General features: G+C 36.9%; 14 protein-coding genes. 7 read left to right on the top strand and 7 right to left on the bottom strand.

The features are described 5' to 3' along the window. Nucleotides 1-50: 50 nt before the first annotated feature. Nucleotides 51-2,504 (bottom strand): caspase domain-containing protein, encoded by a 2,454-nt coding sequence (locus RIV7116_RS15845; protein WP_044290980.1) that lies wholly within the window; start codon nucleotides 2,502-2,504, stop codon nucleotides 51-53. Between the two features lie 117 nt (nucleotides 2,505-2,621). After that, nucleotides 2,622-3,953: a pentapeptide repeat-containing protein gene (locus tag RIV7116_RS15840; RefSeq protein ID WP_015119309.1), complete on the bottom strand. Its 1,332-nt coding sequence runs from the start codon at nucleotides 3,951-3,953 to the stop codon at nucleotides 2,622-2,624. A gap of 173 nt (nucleotides 3,954-4,126) precedes the next feature. On the opposite strand from RIV7116_RS15840, the gene RIV7116_RS15835 reads away from it, so the two are divergent. From RIV7116_RS15835 to RIV7116_RS15820, 4 genes are all read left to right on the top strand, one after another. Beyond that, entirely contained in the window at nucleotides 4,127-5,173 is a 1,047-nt protein-coding gene (locus RIV7116_RS15835) for a zinc-dependent dehydrogenase (protein ID WP_015119308.1), read from the top strand. A 226-nt stretch (nucleotides 5,174-5,399) separates the two neighbouring features. Beyond that, nucleotides 5,400-6,686, top strand: a complete 1,287-nt coding sequence (locus tag RIV7116_RS15830) for an inorganic phosphate transporter (RefSeq protein WP_015119307.1) — start codon at nucleotides 5,400-5,402, stop codon at nucleotides 6,684-6,686. A 341-nt stretch (nucleotides 6,687-7,027) separates the two neighbouring features. After that, complete coding sequence (locus RIV7116_RS15825; protein ID WP_015119306.1) at nucleotides 7,028-7,897, top strand: polysaccharide pyruvyl transferase family protein; 870 nt, start codon at nucleotides 7,028-7,030, stop codon at nucleotides 7,895-7,897. A gap of 174 nt (nucleotides 7,898-8,071) precedes the next feature. Next, nucleotides 8,072-8,929, top strand: coding sequence for a hypothetical protein (locus RIV7116_RS15820; RefSeq protein ID WP_015119305.1), 858 nt, complete (start codon nucleotides 8,072-8,074; stop codon nucleotides 8,927-8,929). Nucleotides 8,930-9,022: 93 nt separating this feature from the next. Here the strand turns inward: RIV7116_RS15820 and RIV7116_RS15815 are convergent, their stop codons facing one another. After that, a complete protein-coding gene (locus RIV7116_RS15815; protein WP_015119304.1) occupies nucleotides 9,023-9,235 on the bottom strand; it encodes a hypothetical protein in 213 nt (70 codons plus the stop codon). A 419-nt stretch (nucleotides 9,236-9,654) separates the two neighbouring features. Here RIV7116_RS15815 and ligA point away from each other — a divergent pair, with 419 nt between their 5' ends. Further along, nucleotides 9,655-11,706 carry an NAD-dependent DNA ligase LigA gene (gene ligA / locus RIV7116_RS15810; protein WP_015119303.1) on the top strand — a complete coding sequence of 684 codons (2,052 nt, stop codon included), beginning with the start codon at nucleotides 9,655-9,657 and terminating at the stop codon, nucleotides 11,704-11,706. Nucleotides 11,707-12,034: 328 nt separating this feature from the next. Here ligA and RIV7116_RS15805 read toward each other — a convergent pair whose 3' ends face one another. After that, the gene (locus RIV7116_RS15805; RefSeq protein ID WP_015119302.1) at nucleotides 12,035-12,607 is read right to left on the bottom strand and encodes a DUF421 domain-containing protein; all 573 of its coding nucleotides are present in this window, start codon (nucleotides 12,605-12,607) and stop codon (nucleotides 12,035-12,037) included. 66 nt (nucleotides 12,608-12,673) lie between these two features. Next, nucleotides 12,674-13,741 (bottom strand): hypothetical protein, encoded by a 1,068-nt coding sequence (locus tag RIV7116_RS15800; protein WP_015119301.1) that lies wholly within the window; start codon nucleotides 13,739-13,741, stop codon nucleotides 12,674-12,676. A 518-nt stretch (nucleotides 13,742-14,259) separates the two neighbouring features. Between RIV7116_RS15800 and gatB the strand changes: the two genes are divergently transcribed. Beyond that, nucleotides 14,260-15,744: an Asp-tRNA(Asn)/Glu-tRNA(Gln) amidotransferase subunit GatB gene (gatB, locus tag RIV7116_RS15795; protein ID WP_015119300.1), complete on the top strand. Its 1,485-nt coding sequence runs from the start codon at nucleotides 14,260-14,262 to the stop codon at nucleotides 15,742-15,744. A gap of 1,234 nt (nucleotides 15,745-16,978) precedes the next feature. Beyond that, nucleotides 16,979-18,292: a bifunctional ornithine acetyltransferase/N-acetylglutamate synthase gene (argJ, locus tag RIV7116_RS15790; protein ID WP_015119299.1), complete on the top strand. Its 1,314-nt coding sequence runs from the start codon at nucleotides 16,979-16,981 to the stop codon at nucleotides 18,290-18,292. A gap of 277 nt (nucleotides 18,293-18,569) precedes the next feature. On the opposite strand, the gene RIV7116_RS15785 is transcribed toward argJ, so the two are convergent. Beyond that, nucleotides 18,570-18,881, bottom strand: coding sequence for a hypothetical protein (locus RIV7116_RS15785; RefSeq protein WP_015119298.1), 312 nt, complete (start codon nucleotides 18,879-18,881; stop codon nucleotides 18,570-18,572). 137 nt (nucleotides 18,882-19,018) lie between these two features. Continuing rightward, entirely contained in the window at nucleotides 19,019-20,545 is a 1,527-nt protein-coding gene (locus RIV7116_RS15780) for a slipin family protein (RefSeq protein WP_015119297.1), read from the bottom strand. Nucleotides 20,546-20,557 lie beyond the last annotated feature (12 nt).

Below are 20,557 nucleotides of genomic sequence, written 5' to 3'. Positions count from 1 at the left end.
ACTCCTTCTACTGCTTGTCTTAATACGGATTTGATATTTTGGGGAAGAGGTTATTTTTGCTTTTTGAGCGGTACTACTGCTCGCAACCCTTCTATGAGCGCATCAAACTGTTGTTTTTCACTAAATAGCGATTTAGAATAGCTAGTCAGAGCTACACTTTGGTTAAATATATATCTGTTGTTTTGTTCGGTTCTAACTCTTTGGGAAGAGAAGTTATAGAATGCAATAATATTGAAAATTAGAATAGATAGTAACAGTATTAGAAGAATAAAAGTTAATCGATTGCGTCTTTTTTCTTTGTTTGACTTATGTTCTTTTTTATTAAGTTCATCGCGGTAATCTTTACTAGCTTCGATAAAATTCTGTGCTAGTTCATTTAAAGTTAAAATATGTCCGTAATTCTCAATTGATTTTTCAGCTTCTTTTAATTCTTCTCCTGTATAAAGGTAGCTAGTATCTCTTTCCTTAGCTTCCCATTTTTCTGATTTGTCCTGAATATCTTCTCTAAATTTGCTGTAGACACGATATTCACCCAGCCAAACGCGCAGTTTTGACCAGTGACGAATTAATGCATCGTGAACTAAGTTAACAAATTCAACTTCGTCGCCATCATCTATTTTTACTTTGTAGCTAATAATTAATTTATGAACTATTAGTTTTTGTTTTACCCGTTTAATGTCTCCTTTGTCATAACGTGACATATGATTTCGTTCTAGTTCGCTTGCTTTAATTTTTTTGCGGGTATCTCCCGTTCCTTCTCCCAAAAAAGTTAGTTTTAGAAAAATATATCTAGCTATTGATTTTTCCGTTTGGCTCAAACTATAGTAAACATGATTAGCATTTTCTTCGATAATTATATTTAAAGATTTATTGGTTTTATCTTTTAATTTTATCTCACTTCCTCCTTTCCAATATTTCGCATTCTCTTCCCAATTTTTTTCTAAAGTATATTGTAGTAAAGGTAAACTTCCAGGTTCATTTTTGACCTCATTAACTAACTTTTTTGTAAAATCGTTATCAACATCTACACCCAATTCGCTTGCCGGTTTCTCAATAGCTTCTACTAATTCTTCAGGATTCATTGGGGTTATAAATACAAGATGTTGCTGAATTTTTCTGGCAAGTCCGTAATATTCCTGCTCGGCACATTTACCAAAAAAGTCCGCTCTTAAAGATAAAACTAAACAAAGCTTATTATTTTTAACTTTCTGGCAAGCATTCAATATGCATTCAAAAAACTTTTCTCTCTCTTTGTTGCTATTGCATAGTATAAAAGTTTCTTCAAACTGATCCATAAATAGCACTACTCGCTTCGTGTCAATATTGCGAATCAGCTTTACTAAACCATCAGAACCTTCGTCAAGATATTTTTTAGCTTCAGCTATTTTTTTCGGAAGTTCCAAATCATAATCTTGAGACGTATCTATTAACACTTCTCTTGCTAATTCTTCTGCTAAACTTTCAAGAGGACGTATTCCGGGCAAAAAAACAACAATTTTCCAATTTTCACTGCCCGATATTTGCTCGCCTTGTTGGAGTTTATAAATTAATCCCGCTCTGAGAAGGCTTGATTTTCCGCTTCCGGATACTCCTAAAACTGCCAAAAAGTTATTATTACGTACTTTTTCAAGCAGCTCGTCAGTTAAATTTTGTCTGCCGTAAAAATACTCGCCATCTTCACTTTTAAAAAAAGCTAAACCTTTATAAGGATTTTTGCGTTGATTTACACCAGAAGCTGGCATCAGATGTGTTTTACCGCGATTAATAGAAGGCTTACCTAAAATATTAATGCGCTTGCCAAAAGAAATAAGCTTATAATATCCATTCCTTTTTAAGTTATTTTCATATGTTCTTTTTAATTCTTTGATTAATATTTTGTTATCGATACAATTTATTCCTTGTTCATAGTTTAATTGAAGTATGTTAAGTATTGCAGTAGTTAAAGTTAAAGTACTAGTATAAGATTTTTCTTGGAAAACACTATTATTTTTATGAAGATTAATCAGGAAAAACATATCTGTTCCAAGTTTATATCCAGGTATGAAATTATCTATTCCTACATCTAGTCTTTGGTCTATAGGATAACAACAATCTAAAATAATTATTTGTTGTTCTACCGGACTCTCTTGTAATACTTGCTTTAACCATTCTAAAGATACTCCTAATTCATAATCTTCATCTGGATTAGAATCACTAGTTACCAAAAAAAATTCTTTGAACCCCTCATCTCTAACTTGCATATATCCTGAAAAATATAATAATGCCATTTCGGGGTGATACCCTTTCGGTTTAAAAAGCTGAACAATTTGTTCTTTTAGATTTTTTCGGGTTATCTGATGAAATCTCTCTGCTTCAAAGTCTCCTTGTCTAACAAGTCTATTTGCTATATATTTGGCATTGTTAACAGAAATTTTGAGGTTTTTTATTGTTCTGTATTCATATTTATTTATTCCAACAACTAAAGCTTGAGGTTTATTATTTAAAGCATTTATATTATTTTTCATGATGGTATTAATTGTATATTTGTTTACCGATTATTTGATTATTAATATTAATTGTTTAATAGCCAATAATAGCGACTTACCGCATAAGAGTATTTTTAAGTTGTTCTTCAGTTAAGTTCAATTTTTGGCTCTATCAATGTAAGTATCAGTTAAATCAGCACCATTCAAATTAGCACCTTGAAGATTAGCGCCACTTAAATCGGCATCATAAAAATAAGCACCGCTCAAATCAGCACCTTGAAGATTAGCGCCACTTAAATCGGCATCATAAAAATAAGCACCGCTCAAATCAGCACCTTGAAGATTAGCGTCACTTAAATCAGCATCATAAAAATAAGCACCGCTTAAATAAGCACCGCTCAAATCAGCACCACTCAAATCAGCACCGCTCAAATTTGTGCCACTAAGATTGGCATTGCTGAAGTCAACATTATCTAAATTGGCACCTACAAAATTTGCTTCGCGGAGGTCTGCACCTATAAATTTAGTGCTTGTCAAATTGGCACCAATTAATTTTGCCCACCGAAGATTTATACCGTTGAGAATAAAACCACTAAAGTCAATTCCACTCAGATTTGCACCGCAGAAGTTTGTATTCGAGGGAAAAGTTTCACGGAGTTTGGCGCTGGTGAGATCTGCATTGCTTAAATTAGTTCCGCTTAAATTGGCTCTATTAATGTTTGCATCAATTAAATACGCACCGTTAAGGTTAGCTTTTCTTAGGTCTGTATCGACTAATCTTGCATTTATTAATTGTGCCTTGACTAGTTGAACGCTATTAAGGTTGGCATTGGTGAGATCTGCGTTACTAAGGTCTGCACCAGCAAGATTTGCATTGGTGAGGTCTGCATCGCGAAGGTCTGCACCAGCAAGATTTGCATTAGTAAAATCGGATTGATTGAGCTTAGTACCTCTAAGATCGGCTCTAGCTAAGTTTGCTCCTCGAAGCTTAATATTTGTTAGGTCAGCATATGCTACTGTTAAACCAGCTAAACATACATTGTCTTCGTTTAATTCTTCTAACGCCTGAATACGTCCACCACTACCTTTTTGATTTCCTGCGGAATTAATAACTTGCCAAGCTTCATAATTAGAGCGTTTTTGTTCTTGTGCTTCAGGACTTTTTCTGTTCCAAAGATAAATAATTAAACCAGCAAGTATACTTAAAGATTCGACTCTCTCATAAAATTTACTTTTTGTATTCTCCGTAACCCACTGCCCTGGCTGATGTTTTAAAAATATATTTATACCTAAAATAAGTATCCATACGAATCCAGAAATCAATACGAGCCTATATCCGACATTTATAAGATGCCAAAACCTGACATCAAATTGCCACCTAAGTTTTTGAATTACAGTCTTTCTATTTCGCCAATACTCAACCAATTGTGATTTAATCGTAAGCGGTACTGTAGCTAAATTTCCTACTATTTTGTTTATTAGATTCAATCTTGTTATCCCTAAGTAAAATCAACGAATAATCACAATATTGAAATATACTGACATTAGATAGAATTTTAAAGTGCCAATTGAAACATTTGCATTGATATTTAAATAATCTATTACTCAAAAATCACCCAAACAATGCTAAATCTAATATCGATGAGCGAAGAGAAAAACACGTGAAAGCACAGATATTTAGAGGCGTTAACAATTTATCTTACGAAGAAATTCCGGTGCCATCATTGGAATCTGATGAGGTATTGGTGCAGGTACAAGTAGTAGGATTGTGTCAATCGGATATTAAAAAGATTCGCTATCCGCTTTACGAACCGCCGCGTATTTTCGGTCATGAAACAGCCGGAATCATTACTGCTGTTGGGGATAAAGTTGAAAAATGGCAGGTAGGGCAAAGAGTTGCGGTGATGCATCATATTCCATGTATGCGTTGCTCTTACTGCATGAATGATAATTTCTCGATGTGCGATACCTATAAAAATATTGTTACCACGGCAGGTTTTACACCTAGTGGTGGTGGTTTCGCCGAATACGTCAAGGTTCCCGGGCATATTGTCGAAAACGGCGGTTTGATTCCGATTCCCGACGATATTAGTTTTGAAGAAGCAAGTTTTGTCGAGCCAACCAATTGCTGTTTAAAAGCAGTCAAAAAAGCCGAAATTGCTCCGGGAAAAACAGTTTTGATTACTGGTGCCGGACCAATTGGGTTAATGTTTATTATGCTAGTAAAATACTTTGGTGGTAAAGCTATATCCACTGATTTACTACCATCTAGAATTCAGAAAGCCTTAGATGTTGGTGCCGAAGCCGCTTTTGACGCTCGAGATCGCGATTTGAGCAGTAAAATTCAAGAACTAACCGACGGTTTGGGTGTTGACGTAACTTTACTTGCAGTTCCCAGCGACAAAGCCTTTTTTCAAGCTCTTGATTGTACCCGTAAGGGTGGTAAAATCTTATTTTTCGCAGAATTTCCCGATGAATTAGAAATTCCCATCAATCCAAATATTTTGTATCGTCGAGAAATTGACTTAATGGGTAGTTACAGTTCATCTTATAGATTGCAAAGTTTAGCTGCTGACATTGTTTTTAATCGTCGCATTGACGTAAAAGCTTTGATTAGCAATAGCTATTCTTTAGAGAATTTATCAGCAGCAGTAGAACAAGCTGTAACTCCTTCTGAAGATACTTATAAAATACTCATTTATCCTTAATTTTATTAATAGTAATTGGGCATTGGGCATTAGTAACTAACTGTCCACTGCTCACTGTTTACTTATAACTGGTAATGGGTAATTGGTAATAGGCAAATAATGAGATTGGAAGATGGAGAAAATATATAACATCTAAACCAATGCCCAATGCCCAATGCCCCATGCCCCATGCCCAATTCCTAATTCTTAATTCTTAATTCTTAATTCTTAATTCTGAAATAATTAAATGACAATTTCTATTTTTATCGTTATCTTATTAGCTTTTTATCTAGCTTGGAATTTAGGAGCGAATGACGTTGCGAATGCAATGGGAACTTCGGTAGGTTCTAAAGCTGTTACTTTAAGACAGGCTTTGATAATTGCTGGAATACTTGAATTTACTGGTGCCGTACTATTCGGACATGAAGTATCTCAAACTTTAGCGACAGAGGTTAGCAATCCGATTTTGTTCGCTGATGTTCCTCAAGTTTTTGCGGTTGGAATGTTTTCGGTGTTGTTAGCTAGTGCTTTATGGCTGCAAATAGCCACATCAAAGGGTTTACCAGTTTCTTCTTCCCATGCAGTTGTTGGTGCGATCGCTGGTTTTAGTATTGTAGCTGCTGGGTTCGGTGCAGTTGAGTGGTCATCGATTGGTATGATTACTTTGGGATGGGTAATTACACCAGTTATTAGCGGCTGTATTGCGGCTTTGTTTTACAGTCAAATTAAGCGCTGGATTTTAGATCAACCAGAACAATTGCGACAGTTAAATGAGTGGATTCCCTGGTTAAGTGCTTTGTTATTAGGAGTATTCGGAGTAATTGTTTTACCTAAAGCAACTCAACCGTTGGCTAATTATTTAATCGAGCAGGTTGGTTTCAAAATACCGTCTCACGATATTCCGCTTTTTATTGGTACCACCGCAGCAGTTGGGCTTACTGTTTATAATTGGCGAGAGTTGGGGAAAGGGGGAGAGAGGGAAGAGGGGGGAGAGGGGGTAGAAACCAATTCCCCATTCCTAAATCCCGTTGAGCGTACATTTGCTAGATTCCAATTGTTAAGCGCTTGTTTTGTTGCTTTTGCTCATGGCTCTAACGATGTGGGAAATGCTATTGCTCCTTTAGCTGCTATAGCTTATATCAACCGCACGGGGAAAGTTCCGATTTACGATTTAGATATTCCTGTATGGATTCTTGTTATTGGTGGTACTGGGATTGTTTTTGGCTTGGCTGTTTGGGGTAAAAAAGTAATTGCGACTATTGGTGAGAGTATTATTACTTTGCAACCTAGCAGTGGGTTTTGTGCGGAATTAGCAACGGCAACTACAGTTATTCTTGCTTCTCGTTTGGGTTTACCGGTTTCTACTTCCCATGCACTTGTTGGTGGTGTGGTTGGTATCGGCTTAATCAAAGATATTAAATCGGTACAATTCCAAACTTTGCGCTCAATCGCTGCTGCTTGGATTGTGACGCTTCCTGTAAGTGCGGTTTTAAGCGCGATTATTTTTAGTTTAGTTCGGCTAGTTTTGGGATAAGAATTGCTGGGGGAGAGGGGGTATAATTTTTTATGTTTTCATACACCTAGCGTATCTGCTATTGCAAAAATTGATAATTATTATAATTTCCAAACAAACTTATTAAATTTATCAATTTAAAGCGCTAGTAATAAATTATTTTTATTAACAGAAATATTCTGTTTTCTATCCGGAAAAAAAATCCTGCAATTTTTACCTAAAAACTAAATCTTAAGACAATAAATTAGGTTAATATACTGAACTCTTTCGCTTCTCATCAGTAGATAATATATCCAAAGTTATTATCTCTAAATAAACAAATCTTAACTTATCTTTATATAAAAATATCGAGACATAAATAAATGAAGTTATCATACTACAAATTACCTAATGGAGAAAGGAATTTTGGAGATGACCTTAATCCTTTGATTTGGGAAAAGTTGATTCCAGGGGTTTTAGATAATAACGAAAACGTGGCTTTCGTTGGCATTGGCAGCTTAATTAATGATGGATTGCCTTGGCGCACTCGTCATGCAAGCAGAAGGGTGATTTTCGGTACTGGTGTAGGTTATGGCAAGGGCGATGTAAAACTTGATGATTCTTATAAAATTTATTGCTTGCGAGGTTCGCTTTCGGCGAAAGCTTTGGGAGTAGAAGAAGAACTCGGAATTACTGATGGCGCTGTTTTAATTCGCCGCATTTACGAAAACACTGCTAAAAAAGTCCATCGTTTTTCTTATATGCCTCATTACGAACTTGCAGGTAAAGGATGGGAGCTTGCCTGTAAAAATAATGGCTTTGGTTATATCGATCCAAGATGGAATGTGGACAAAGTTTTATCTTCTATATGCGAAACTGAAGTTTTGCTAACTGAAGCTATGCATGGTGCAATTGTTGCTGATGCACTTCGGGTTCCTTGGGTACCAATTGTGACTAATTCCACTATTCTTTCTTTCAAGTGGCAAGACTGGTGTTCGTCGATTGGTATTGAATACAAACCTAATTATATTGAAAGATTACAAAATCCCAGAGAAAAGCTGGATTTACTAACTCCCGTTCGCTTCTTTAGAGATAAAATTAGACAAAATAAGGCTGCTAAAACTTTAAAGCAAGTTGCTTTGAATCAGCCTGCATATTTAAGTAAAGATTCACGTATTGAGAGTTTAACTAATCAGCTTGAAGAAAAGCTTTATCAGTTCCAAGATGATGTAAAACAAGGATTATTTAATTAAATTAGGACTTACGCAAAGCCCCCAACTCATCGGGGGGTTGGGGGGATATAAACTCTTGAAATACTTAATTCCTCGTTGCGTTTGCGTAAGTCATATAAATAATTCTTAGTATAAACTACATTGAATTATCGTCATGACTTTAGATGGAACTTATATTTTCTAAGAGTAAAAATTATGGTCAAAGAATATTGTTTTTGTACGTTAGCTGTAGGTAAGAGATATCGTACCCACGCGAAAATTCTTGCAAAAGATATTCAAGAGCAAGCACCAGATATTGCTTTCGTAGTTTTAACAGATGAACCTGCTGATTTTGGGGAATACAGTCATGTTATTGCTATTAAGCATCGACTGCAAAGTGTTAAAGGTTATCACGATAAGCGTTTTGTGATTGAAAAGTCTCTGGAAAAATTTGACACTTGCGTATTTTTAGACTCAGATGTACGAATCATCGGCTCTGTACCGCAAGGGCTGGAATGGCTTCCTGGAATTACAGCGAGAACTGGATGTAATATTATCAAGCATAACGTACAGACAAAACCTCGTGCTGAGTTTGCAGCCATAGAAAAAGTTGCACAAAATTTAAGCATCAATCTCCAGGAAACAAAATGGTTTCACGAGTTTATGTTTGTTGTTAGCAAACAAGACGGTACCGAACAGGTTTTCTTGAAACTATGGCAAACCATCTCTTACTTTTTTGAGATGCAAGGAATTTATGATGGAGAAGGTAATGTTATGGGATTAGCTGCTGCTAAAGCAGGTTTTCCGATTAGATTTGATTCTGAAGATAGATTTCCTTTTTTCAAAGATAATATTGAACGAGTCAGAGTCAAGATGGGACAGTCAAACTTTATTGAGAAGCAAGTTTATTTCGACAAACACAAAGAAATTGAATACCCAAAACGTAGCAATCTGAAAAAAATTCACGATAAAATAACTGCTAAAGTTGTATTTTATTATCGACTATTTAAACTAAGGTTGTGTGTCAAACAAAACTCCAGTTTCCAGGAACTGTTGATTAAGCGATCGTATTAATGAGTAATTGATAATTTGTCGGGGACATCCCAATTTTTATATTTCCCAGGTTACACATGGGAAATATTTTTTTGCATAATTAATGCTCCCTTTTTAGACTTTGACTTCATTCTCCGCAACTTCATTTTGGTTGCCGTTATTATTGCCATTATTATTTAAATTATCGTTTCCATTATTATTGCCATTACCGTTTAAGTTATTACTGAAATTAATGTTTATATAAAATCTAATAGTAATTAAGCTACCTTTTTTTCCGCTAAATAGATAGCCTAGTATTAATCCTAATATTAAAGATAATAAAATCATATTATCTTCCTAGCAGAACGAGATAAATAGGAACTCAAATATTATATTGATTAATTAATTTTGAAACTGTTCAATAAGACCTTAAAGGATTAATTAAGATGTTATATCAAATCCGTTAACACTGGAATGAAAAAACCGCAGAGAGCGCTGAGAACACAAAGCAAGAGGAAGAGAGAAGAAGTTAAATAATTACGACAAAAATGAAGAGGATGTTATCGGTTTCTGATAAAGCTGTGCAAAACTTTCTAAAAGACGGAATAAAGCTATTCCAACACAGCCTAATATCTGATGCAGGAAATACGTAATATCACAAACTGCTTGACATATATCTATATTTTTAGTACAAATGCACTAAAAGCTTTTTAAATTAAATCAATATTGTTAAACTCAATATCTTTCAAAACTTGGAGGAGTATAAATTGGAAACCGTTCAGCCTGAAACGAAGCAAAGAGTTGAGGAATTAAGAAAACTGTTAATTGAAGCGAGTTACGCTTATTACGTGCTTGATGCTCCCATTATGGAAGATGCGATTTACGATAAATTGTATCGTGAATTGCAGGATTTAGAAACTAAATTCCCGGAGTTAATTACTCAAGATAGTCCAACTCAGCGGGTTGGTGAAAAACCGGCAACTGGATTCACTTCGGTACGCCATAATATTCCGCTGTACAGTTTGGAAAATGCTTTTGATGTTGATGAGCTAAAGACTTGGGATGAGAGATGGAGAAGAAATGCGCCTCGGAGCGAGCAGGTAGATTATGTCTGCGAATTAAAAATTGATGGTAATGCTTTGGCGTTAACTTATGAAAATGGGGTTTTGGTAAGGGGCGTAACTCGCGGTGATGGTGTTAGTGGGGAAGATATTACGCAAAATGTGCGGACAATTCGTTCTATTCCTCTAAGATTAAATTTAGATGGTATTAAATTAGAAAATCGGGATGCTTTAGAAAATATAGAAGTACGAGGTGAAGCGTTTTTACCTTTGGATGTATTTGAAAAAATCAATCAAGAAAGAGTATCATCTGGCGAAAATCAATTTGCCAACCCTCGCAATGCTACTGCCGGTACTCTGCGACAGTTAGATGCTCGCAAAGTTGATAAAAGACGTTTGGATTTCTTTGCTTACACTTTGCAAATTCCCGGTATGGATGATGCGAGTATTGCGAATAATCATTCAGTTGCTTTGGAATTATTGCAAAAAATGGGGTTTAAGGTAAATCCCAATAAACAGCTTTGCCATTCCTTGGATGAAGTGGCTGATTATTATCAGCATTGGGATACAGAGCGTTTAAATTTACCTTATATGACTGATGGCGTTGTGGTAAAACTCAATTCTTTGGCGCTACAGCAAGAATTAGGATTTACTAATAAATTTCCTCGGTGGGCAGTTGCGCTGAAATACGCAGCGGAAGAAGCACCAACCCGCGTAGAAAATATTTCGGTCAATGTCGGTAGAACCGGCGCTCTAACTCCATTAGCCGAAATGCAGCCCGTTCAGCTTGCGGGAACAACGGTATCGAGAGCTACACTACATAACAGCGATCGCGTTGCTCAGTTAGATATCCGGGTGGGTGATACCGTCATCGTGCGGAAAGCCGGGGAAATCATCCCGGAAGTTGTACGAGTACTCAAGGAATTACGCCCCGAAAACACCACACCCTTTGAGATGCCGACTCATTGTCCAGTTTGCGGGCAACCTGCGGTAAGAGAAAAGGGTGAAGCGGTAACGAGATGTGTAAATACTTCTTGCGCTGCAATTCTTAAAGGTTCGATTGAACATTGGGTAAGCCGTAACGCTTTAGATATTCGCGGTATGGGTGAAAAAGTCGTGCATCAATTGGTAGATAAAAAGTTAGTTAATTCCGTAGCTGATTTATACGATTTGACGGCAGAGGATTTAGCTAATTTGGAAAGAATGGGGCAAAAATCGGCTCAAAAGTTGATAGATGCCATCGAAAAATCGAAAAATCAACCTTGGGGGCGAGTATTGTATGGTTTAGGAATTCGTCATGTAGGTAGTTCGATTGCTCAAACTGTAACTGAAAAATTTGATAGCGTAGAAAAATTAGCAGCTGCCAAAGTTACGGATATTGAAGCAATTTACGGCATAGGAGTTGAAATAGCCGAAAGCATTTATAAATGGTTCCGTATAGAAGCCAATCAAGCATTAATTGAGCGCTTGCAGAATGCCGGTTTGCAATTTGTGGAAGTGCAAAAGGCAACATCTTCTCAAGTTAATCAAAAGTTAGCCGGTAAAACCTTTGTTGTCACCGGAACATTAGCTACGATTACGCGAGATGAAGCCAAAGAATTGATTCAGAAGTTTGCGGGAAAAGTATCTAATTCAATTAGTAAAAATACAGATTTTCTAGTGGTAGGGGAAAATGCTGGTTCTAAGTTAGCTAAAGCTGAAAAATTAGGAATTACTCAGTTGAGTGAAGAGGAATTATTAGAAATGGTGAAAAATTAACTTATTGTTTCCAACATCTGTGGTGCGTGACGGTAAGTGTATTTAAATCTTGTAGGGTGTGTTAGATGCACGACAATCTATCTCTTAAAACGAAAAATTTATTACATCATCTAACGCACCATAATGTTGAAATAATAAAAGTATGAATCTAAATATTTAAGATTCTATCAAAGTCAACACCTTAGTCACACACCCTACAAAAGTTTAATTTAATATAACTTGTTCCTTGTCTCCGGCAAGGAATACAGACAAGAAGGCTCTGCCTTCATTCATTGTGAAGCAGAGCCTCGCCGAAGGGCGCTCCCAAGTAGAGACAGGGAGAGATATTTTACAATTCTATCTTAATAGTTTTAACTCCTTCTTCCACATGCACATTAATAATACGGGGAATACTTTCTTTAGCTAAAACGCTAATATCACCGCTACTTTCCAATCGCGCAATTTCGACTTGCGAGACTTCGGTAAGCTTCGCTTGAGAACGTAATGAAGATTCTAAATCTTTCTCGCTAAGATGACTTTTCTGCATGTTTTTATAGTTAACTTTACCATCCCGAATTAACACGCGAGATGAACCTTTAATCAATCTTTCTAAAGCAGGAAAATGAAAAGAAATTCCTCCAAACAACCAATGCATTCCTACCAAGACAAACCCAGCACCAATAGTCGGGAAAAAAGGTGCTGAACCATTGATAGTACGACTTAAGGTAGAACCAAAAATAATACTTAAAACAACATCAAAAGCAGCATGTTTACCAAGAAAACGCCTATCTCCGGCAATTCTAACCATTATCCATCCGGCAATATAAACTACCGCAGCCCTTAACCCCATCTGCCATAAATTTACTTCCTTAGCATCCAATCCCAAAGCATAATTAATCCCGTTGCCAATTACCTCAAACATAAATATTAAATATGTCTAGTTAATAAAAGTTATTTCCCAATTACCAATTACCAATTACCAATTAATTTAATGCAATCTTACATCATCAATCATTGTTTCATCATCTAAACTACTAGCTCTATTAGTAGTGATACTCGAAGCAATCGAATCCCAAGTCCAGCCATCATTTTCTGTTAATGCTAATAGGAATCTTCGACGTTTAGTAATAATCTTAGTATTTTCCCAAAATTCTTCATCGCTAACCGTAGGAATACCTTTATTTCGCAGTAATTCTAAAGAAGGAAGCTCTGGATTGTAGTTCGATGGTTCCAAATAAGCTGATTTTAACGTTTTTAAAAAAGCTGCACTAGCCCTTCTAACTGCACCTAAGGCTGCTGGCTCTGGTTGATATTTTTGTGGAATTCCATATTGTAATAAAGTTAATGCTTCATCTAATGCAACCAAACTCAAAGGTAGAGATCTAACTCTTTCTACACTGTGGAAATAATGCAGAATTGGATATGCTAAGTGTTTTTCTCCCTGTTGGGTTAAAGTTGGAGTTAATGAACTTAAATGTGAAGATAAATCGCCAAAATCATGACCGTTCCAAGCTCGAACCAAAATTTCGTCTGCCGTTCCTCCCAATGAAGCAATGTAAATAGCAAAAGCACGTTTTTCCGAAGCTGCTGAAACAATTGGTAATAGGTAAGCAATACTTAAAGTTACTAAGAAAAAACCACTTGCTGATGATATTGCCGTAGCCATTTGCCAAACTGTTCCTTGAGCTTGAAAGTCACCCATCCCTAAAGTTGATATGTTATAGCCTACGAAATATATTCTTTGCCAAGTATCTGCCGGAATTTTAGAAGATGCATTTACAACAGCCGAATTTTCCGCACAGAATATCAGTGTCCAGCCTACCCAAGTTAATATATACCAAGCTAAAGCTATTCCACATAGCAATACTAAACCTGTAATTGATAACAAGCGATGGTTCGATTTTCTCCGATGAATTTGCAATACTAACCACCATATTCCACTAGAAATTCTACTTGTAATTGGACCCCCTCCTCCCACAGTTAAGGTTGTTACTAATACGTCGAAAGTAGTATAGGTTAATATTGCTATTCCTAAAATAATTAATAAAATTGACATTCTTATTTTTCTAGACGTTTGCTATTAATATTTTTCACACTATGCTATAGTCAACTGCAATTCAAAATGCAGCGATATTTTAATTATTGTAGTTACGATTTTTTACAAGGATAGTAGATATCTTTTTAATAACATTCATTGATTTGCTCGTGCATCTACCTAAAGAGCATTGTTTAAAAATTGAAGGGTATAACTAGTTAACATGGTTACTTATTAAGATTAAAAATGCTAATAATTTGCATAAAATTGACATTTGTAGATGTTGAGCGGCGTAAAGATAATTTAAATTAGATTACAGGCTGAACCAGGACTGTAATTCGCTATTAATATAGATTGAACAAAATATCCGTCTCGTAAGAATATGGACTCAATTCTATACGGGATACAAATTTAAGAAATTCTTTGACTCGGTGGACGGAATTTTCACCATCATAACGAGCGTAAACATCCATCAGTTATTGACTCGAAACAGCTACAATACCTATTGATTGCAACATAAGCTCTAATATTGAACTTTTATGACTGCTGCTACAACTGTAAAAACTGATTACGAAGCGATTATCGGTTTGGAAACCCATTGTCAACTCGCTACTAAAACAAAAATTTTCTCCGATAGCTCCACAGAATTTGGTGCCGATCCTAATACTAATATCGACCCAATTTGCATGGGTTTACCTGGAGTTTTGCCGGTTCTCAATGAAAAAGTATTAGAATATGCCGTAAAAGCAGGTTTAGCTCTCAATTGCCAAATTGCGAAATACAGCAAATTTGACCGCAAGCAGTATTTTTATCCCGACTTACCCAAAAACTACCAAATTTCTCAATACGATTTACCCATTGCCGAGCACGGCTATATCGAAATTGAGTTAGTCGATAAAGATGATAATCCCAGTCGCAAAAAGATTGGTATTACTCGCTTGCATATGGAAGAAGATGCAGGAAAATTAGTCCACGCTGGCAGCGATCGCCTTTCTGGTTCGAGCTATTCTTTGGTAGACTACAACCGGGCTGGAGTACCTTTAGTAGAAATTGTTTCGGAACCAGATTTGCGCTCCGGGCAAGAAGCCGCCGAATATGCCCAAGAGTTACGTCGAATTGTCCGCTATCTTGGTGTCAGCGACGGTAACATGCAAGAAGGTTCGTTACGTTGCGATGTCAATATTTCCGTGCGCCCCGTCGGACAAAAGGAATTTGGCACAAAAGTTGAAATTAAGAATATGAATTCGTTCAGCGCTATTCAGAAGGCAATTGAATACGAAATTGAACGTCAAATCGAAGCTGTTGAATCCGGTGAAGCAATAATTCAAGAAACTCGTCTTTGGGAAGAAGGTTCTCAACGTACTATTAGTATGCGAGTTAAGGAAGGTTCTTCCGACTACCGTTATTTTCCCGAACCAGATTTGGCTCCCATTGAAGTAACTGAAGAACAATTAAAGAACTGGGAAAGCGAATTACCCGATTTACCTGCAAAAAAACGCCATCATTATGAAACCGAGTTGGGACTTTCTGCATACGATGCCAGAGTTTTAACTGAGGAGCGTGCTACGGCAGAATATTTTGAAACTGCTGTAAATAAGGGAGCAAATGCCAAAACTGCCGCCAACTGGATTATGGGCGATATCGCTGGCTATCTCAACAAAGAAAAACTCAGCATTTCCCAAATTAACTTAACTCCAAATAATTTAGCTGAAGTTGCCAAGCTGATTGATAAGGGCGAGATAAGCAATGCTAAAGCTAAGGAGAAACTACCAGACTTACTTGCAGGTAAAGCTCCTAAAGATGTTTTTGCTGGTGAAAAATTAATTACAGATCCAGCAGTACTCGAACCTCTCATCGATGAAGCTATCGCTGGAAACCCCAAGGAAGTTGAAAAATATCGCAGCGGCAAAACTAACGTCAAAGGTTTCTTTGTCGGACAAGTTCTTAAGAAAACCGGAAAGCGTGCCGATCCAAAACTAACCAATCAGCTTGTAGATAAGAAGCTCAAGGCTTTAGTCGAATAAAAAATCTATACACACAGACGTTGCTCCCGGCGCAACGTCTCCATATTTTTGTCACAATGTGAATTCTTTCTAAGTTTACGCTTTAAGAATAGTCAGAGAAGAAGAAAGCGGTATATTTCTAATTTTGGCGTTGCTGATTACAAGTATGATTTTGCCCCCCAACCCCCAATTCTGGGGGAGAAAGATAATTTAAAGTCCCCCAATTTTGGGGGATTTAGGGGGCTTTACTAAAACCAGAAACATAAATTCATACTTCAATTCAGCAACGCCCTAATTTTTTATTGATGTAGCAAAAAATTAAATAAATATACGACCAAATTTTAAAAGTACATATTTATCGTAACTTACATGCGTATTTCAACTTACACGCAGTAAGACAATAATCACAATGAGTGTATTCACTTAAATAACTTCACAAAAACTTTATCGTTATTTTACAAAAGGGGTTACACCCCTCACCCCTATAGTGCTATATTATGTTAAGTAGATGCACCCTGATGATCTGGAGAGCTGCCAAGTAGCTCTCCGTTTTTTTTTGAGAATTTTGGTTTGATATACGTTATTACAATCTTTTAAATACAGTTAAACGCGGATTAGGGAGTAAAATCCTACTTACTGGTTTTATTTTATCTTTTAAAAGAATATTTTCTACCATTTTTTTTTGCGAAGGGGTATTATCCCTCATGCCATAAATGGTAAAATGTGATAATCAGATGCACCCTGATGTTTAGAGAGCTATATTCATGGCTCTCTTTTTTATTTTTTTATATTTCCTGGCAGTTTCTTCGCAAAAATTTTATCAAAATCTCAGTAAGGGGGTATGACCCCCTGGGCGATAATGGTATACTATGTTAAGTAGATGCACCCTGATGATCTGGAGAGCTACCCAAGTGGCTCTCTTTTTTTTTAGCTTTTTTCTATTTCTAGATAATAATACTGTGAAGTGAAGGATAATTTATTTACGAAAATTTAATCCAACCTTAACTGAGGGGTTAAAACCCCTAGGCTAAAAATGGTATACTATGTTAAGTAGATGCACCCTGATGATCTGGAGAGCGGCCGAATGGCTCTCTCTTTTTTTTGAGTATTTTTACGGTATTTGATATGGGGGCAATTCCCGATTACCAATTACCAATTACCATTAATAACTAATAAGTTACCATTAACCGTCAACTAATAATTGATATAATCCCCTACTATTGCAGCGATTAGAAAAGAGATGTAGGGGATATTAATGAGTGACTGGTGGGAAATAACTGGTGGTGTTACGGCACCTAGAGGATATAAAGCAGCTGGAATTGCTGCTGGCTTAAAGCCTTCGGGTGCCCCAGACTTAGCGTTGATTGTTTCAGATGTAGAGGCGATCGCCGCAGGTGTGTTTACAATGTCGCAGGTTACGGCAGCTTGTGTTGACTATTGTCGTCAGCGGTTAATGTCGGCTGCGGGTGCCCGTGCAATTCTCTGCAATGCGGGGCAGGCTAACGCTTCTACAGGAAATCAAGGTTGGTTGGATGCCCTTGAAAGCGCAATGACGTTAGGGCAAGCACTTAATATTTCTTCAGAGTCTGTTTTGTTGGCTTCAACTGGAGTCATTGGACAAAGAATTAAGATGGATGCTTTTAAAGCAGGTATTCCAAAGTTAGTAGAATCACTTTCAGAAAATGGTTCGGATGATGCGGCGAAAGCGATAATTACTACAGATTTGGTGACAAAATCCATTGCTTTAGAAACTACTATACATGACAGACCGGTAAGAATAGGGGGAATCAGCAAAGGTTCGGGAATGATACATCCGAATATGGCAACGATGTTAGCTTTTGTAACTACAGATGCTGCGGTTTCTCCTGGATTATGGCAAGAAATGCTTAGTCGTGCTGCCGACAAAAGTTTTAATGCAATTACCGTTGATGGCGATACCAGTACTAACGATAGTTTAATTGCTTTAGCCAACGGACAATCCCGCACTCCGGCAATTACAGAAATGGGAGCCGAAGCTGAGAAATTAGAAGCAATGTTAACGGCGGTTTGTCAGCATTTAGCAAAGGCGATCGCTCGTGATGGGGAAGGTGCAACTTGTTTGATAGAAGTACGGGTTAGCGGCGCACAAAATGAAAGAGCGGCTTTACAAATCGCTAAAACCGTTACTGGTTCATCGTTGGTGAAATCTGCAATCTTTGGTAGGGATGCTAACTGGGGAAGAATTGCTGCTGCTGCTGGGCGTGCGGGGGTACCCTTCGAGCAAGATGATTTGAGGATAAAATTAGGGGACTTTTTGTTAATGGAAAAAGGACAACCCCAACAATTTGATAGAAAAGCAGCAAGTACATATTTAAAAGAAACAGCAGCAGAATCTTCTTTACCACAAGATGTTGCAGCTACTAATAATAGTAACGATTTAACTGTTGATAGAAATACGCTTAAAACTCAAAGGATAGATAATCCGGTAATTATTGAAGTTAGCGTGGGTAATGGTAAAGGTGAGGGGAAAGCTTGGGGATGCGATTTGAGTTACGATTACGTCAAAATTAATGCTGAGTATACAACCTAATATTGTTCTACGAATCAACTATTAACTATCGCGGATTAAATGGATTTCGCTGATTACACTGATTACGTTATTACTATTAATTTGAAAGGGTTGGTAGTTGGGCTGTTTTCCCCTGGGAATTCAGTAATTTAAAGCGTAAGTAGTGCTAATATTATTCTTGAAAAACCTTATACTCGTTTGATTTTTGAGTAAAGTTGTTGGGTTACGGTGCGAATCTAATTTTTGATTATTAGTTAAATTACCTTGTCGCACCGAACCCAACCTACGAATATACAAATCAACTATTAACTATAAACTCAAATGGTTTCCCCGATTTTTTAGGTTGCCATCCCGCTTTGATTGCTTGGTTTATCCATGATGCTACTTCTGAAGGTACAACTGGTTTAACTTCGGTTGTAGCCCAATCTTTGGGATGGGGTTTATCTGTTAAAATTACTAATTTTGAACCCGTACCTTCAGCATGTTCGACTGCAATATTTAAACCCATACCGAAATCTGTTTGTCCATAAGTTGCTTTTCTTCTAATTAGCCAGATGAAATTTTCTCCATCTACGGTTATTTTTCTTGAACCTTTTTTTGGTATACCCATAATGAATTATCACGGATTAAATGGATTTCGCTGATTACACTGATTACGTTATTACTATTAATTTGAAAGGGTTGGTAGTTGGGCACAACTATCAACTTTCACCCGGAGGGTGTGGATCATCAACTATCAACTAACAACTAACTCCGATTAATTTGAATTAATTCTGTCAAAATACTATCTAAGCTACCGTTAACTTGAATTTTCTCAATTTTCTCGGAAATTCTTTCTAATACTTCTAATTCTTTCAATCTCAAAGCTACGGGGTTGTCTTCCATAACTCTTGCTGTATTCAACATGCTACGAGTTGCAGCAGTCTCTTCTCTACGTCGTACTACATTGGCTTGGGCTGATTTTTCTGCTTCTACAACTTTGCTCAAAATAGTTTTGATTTCTCCGGGAAGAATGATGTCTTTCACTCCCACCGAATCAATTTCTATTCCGTATTCTGCTGCTTTGGGACGAATATATTCTGCAATGCTGATGTCGATTGCTCCTTTATCTTCTAAAAGTTCGTCTAAATTCTTTTCACCCACCGCAGCACGTAAAGCAAACTGTAATTCTTTGTACAGATAACCAATAAAATCTGACAATCCATTTCTTGCTGTTAATGCGTCTCGGATGCGGAAACCAGCAGTTAAATTCAAACGCAGAGGTACTTTGTCTTTGGATAAAATATCTTGTCCAGAAACCTCCATATTTTGTAAACGTAAATCAATGGCTTCGCTGCGGAAAGAGCGCCCAAACACCCACCATGCATGAATTCCCGATTCAAGTACCGTTTGATATTCTTGGTTGATATATAGTAAGCCGATGTGTTGAGCGGGTACTTGGCAAACGTGCAAACAGCTACGACTCAAGTTTACGGTTTCGGGTAAACCTGAAACTAATTCGGTAACTAAAGCTGTTGATAATTTAGGATTGCTGCTAATATCAACGACTTCGACATCAACACCCTGCCAAAATAACTTGCGACTGGTTGGAGGTAAAATAGCGATCGCCTTTCCTTGATACCTAACAATTGCAACCTGTTGAGCAACTGTTTGTACGGTTTCACAATAAGCTGTAACAAACTCAGGATGTCTCTCAATTAATACTTCTTCGAGGGGAAATTGCGGATTATGCATCAGACGACTCATTGCATAATATGTAATCTCCTTATCTATAGCCCAAAATGCGTATTCTCCAGGCTCAAGAGGACGAACAAAGTTATTTTGGACGTACAATAAACCAATTTCATATTCTTTAACTAGAATTTTCTTGATGCCGCTAAAATTAAATCCACGCAATTGCTGTACGAATTGAGTTGCTAATTCTAAACTTTCTTCTAAATTAAAGATATCGGCTTCGACTTCAATAAAACCCCGCCAAAATGCTCGTAATTGATTTGGCAAAACGGTTATCCATTTCTGCCCAATTCTTACTAAAGCAGCTTGGCTGAAATCAGTACGTACTACTAATAGATGCTCTTGTAGTTCTTCGGCATTATCTCTTAACAGTAATTCTAAGTTTTCAATATTCGCTTCTGGCTGCTTTAAATCAAAAGTTTCAACTCGCCAAAACCTACCAAAGTAAGTGTAGGTTCCAGAAGTTAAAATCTTTTTGAAATCGCTACGGTTATATAAAATTCCGATTTCACCGGGTTTGATATAGAAATTTTTCCACATAGGTATTTTTAT

Origin of the sequence: Rivularia sp. PCC 7116 (assembly GCF_000316665.1) — a bacterium.
Taxonomy (GTDB): Bacteria; Cyanobacteriota; Cyanobacteriia; order Cyanobacteriales; family Nostocaceae; genus Rivularia.
The sequence above is the reverse complement of the archived record's forward strand: the minus strand, read 5'-3'. Positions and strand labels throughout refer to the sequence as shown.

Coding starts and splice junctions, on each gene's coding strand:
- RIV7116_RS15785 (WP_015119298.1), bottom strand. CDS start 18,881: ATGGGTATACCAAAAAAAGGTTCAAGAAAAATAACCGTAGATGGAGAA.
- RIV7116_RS15800 (WP_015119301.1), bottom strand. CDS start 13,741: ATGTCAATTTTATTAATTATTTTAGGAATAGCAATATTAACCTATACT.
- RIV7116_RS15825 (WP_015119306.1), top strand. CDS start 7,028: ATGAAGTTATCATACTACAAATTACCTAATGGAGAAAGGAATTTTGGA.
- argJ (WP_015119299.1), top strand. CDS start 16,979: ATGAGTGACTGGTGGGAAATAACTGGTGGTGTTACGGCACCTAGAGGA.
- RIV7116_RS15780 (WP_015119297.1), bottom strand. CDS start 20,545: ATGTGGAAAAATTTCTATATCAAACCCGGTGAAATCGGAATTTTATAT.
- RIV7116_RS15830 (WP_015119307.1), top strand. CDS start 5,400: ATGACAATTTCTATTTTTATCGTTATCTTATTAGCTTTTTATCTAGCT.
- RIV7116_RS15815 (WP_015119304.1), bottom strand. CDS start 9,235: ATGATTTTATTATCTTTAATATTAGGATTAATACTAGGCTATCTATTT.
- gatB (WP_015119300.1), top strand. CDS start 14,260: ATGACTGCTGCTACAACTGTAAAAACTGATTACGAAGCGATTATCGGT.
- RIV7116_RS15845 (WP_044290980.1), bottom strand. CDS start 2,504: ATGAAAAATAATATAAATGCTTTAAATAATAAACCTCAAGCTTTAGTT.
- RIV7116_RS15820 (WP_015119305.1), top strand. CDS start 8,072: ATGGTCAAAGAATATTGTTTTTGTACGTTAGCTGTAGGTAAGAGATAT.
- RIV7116_RS15805 (WP_015119302.1), bottom strand. CDS start 12,607: ATGTTTGAGGTAATTGGCAACGGGATTAATTATGCTTTGGGATTGGAT.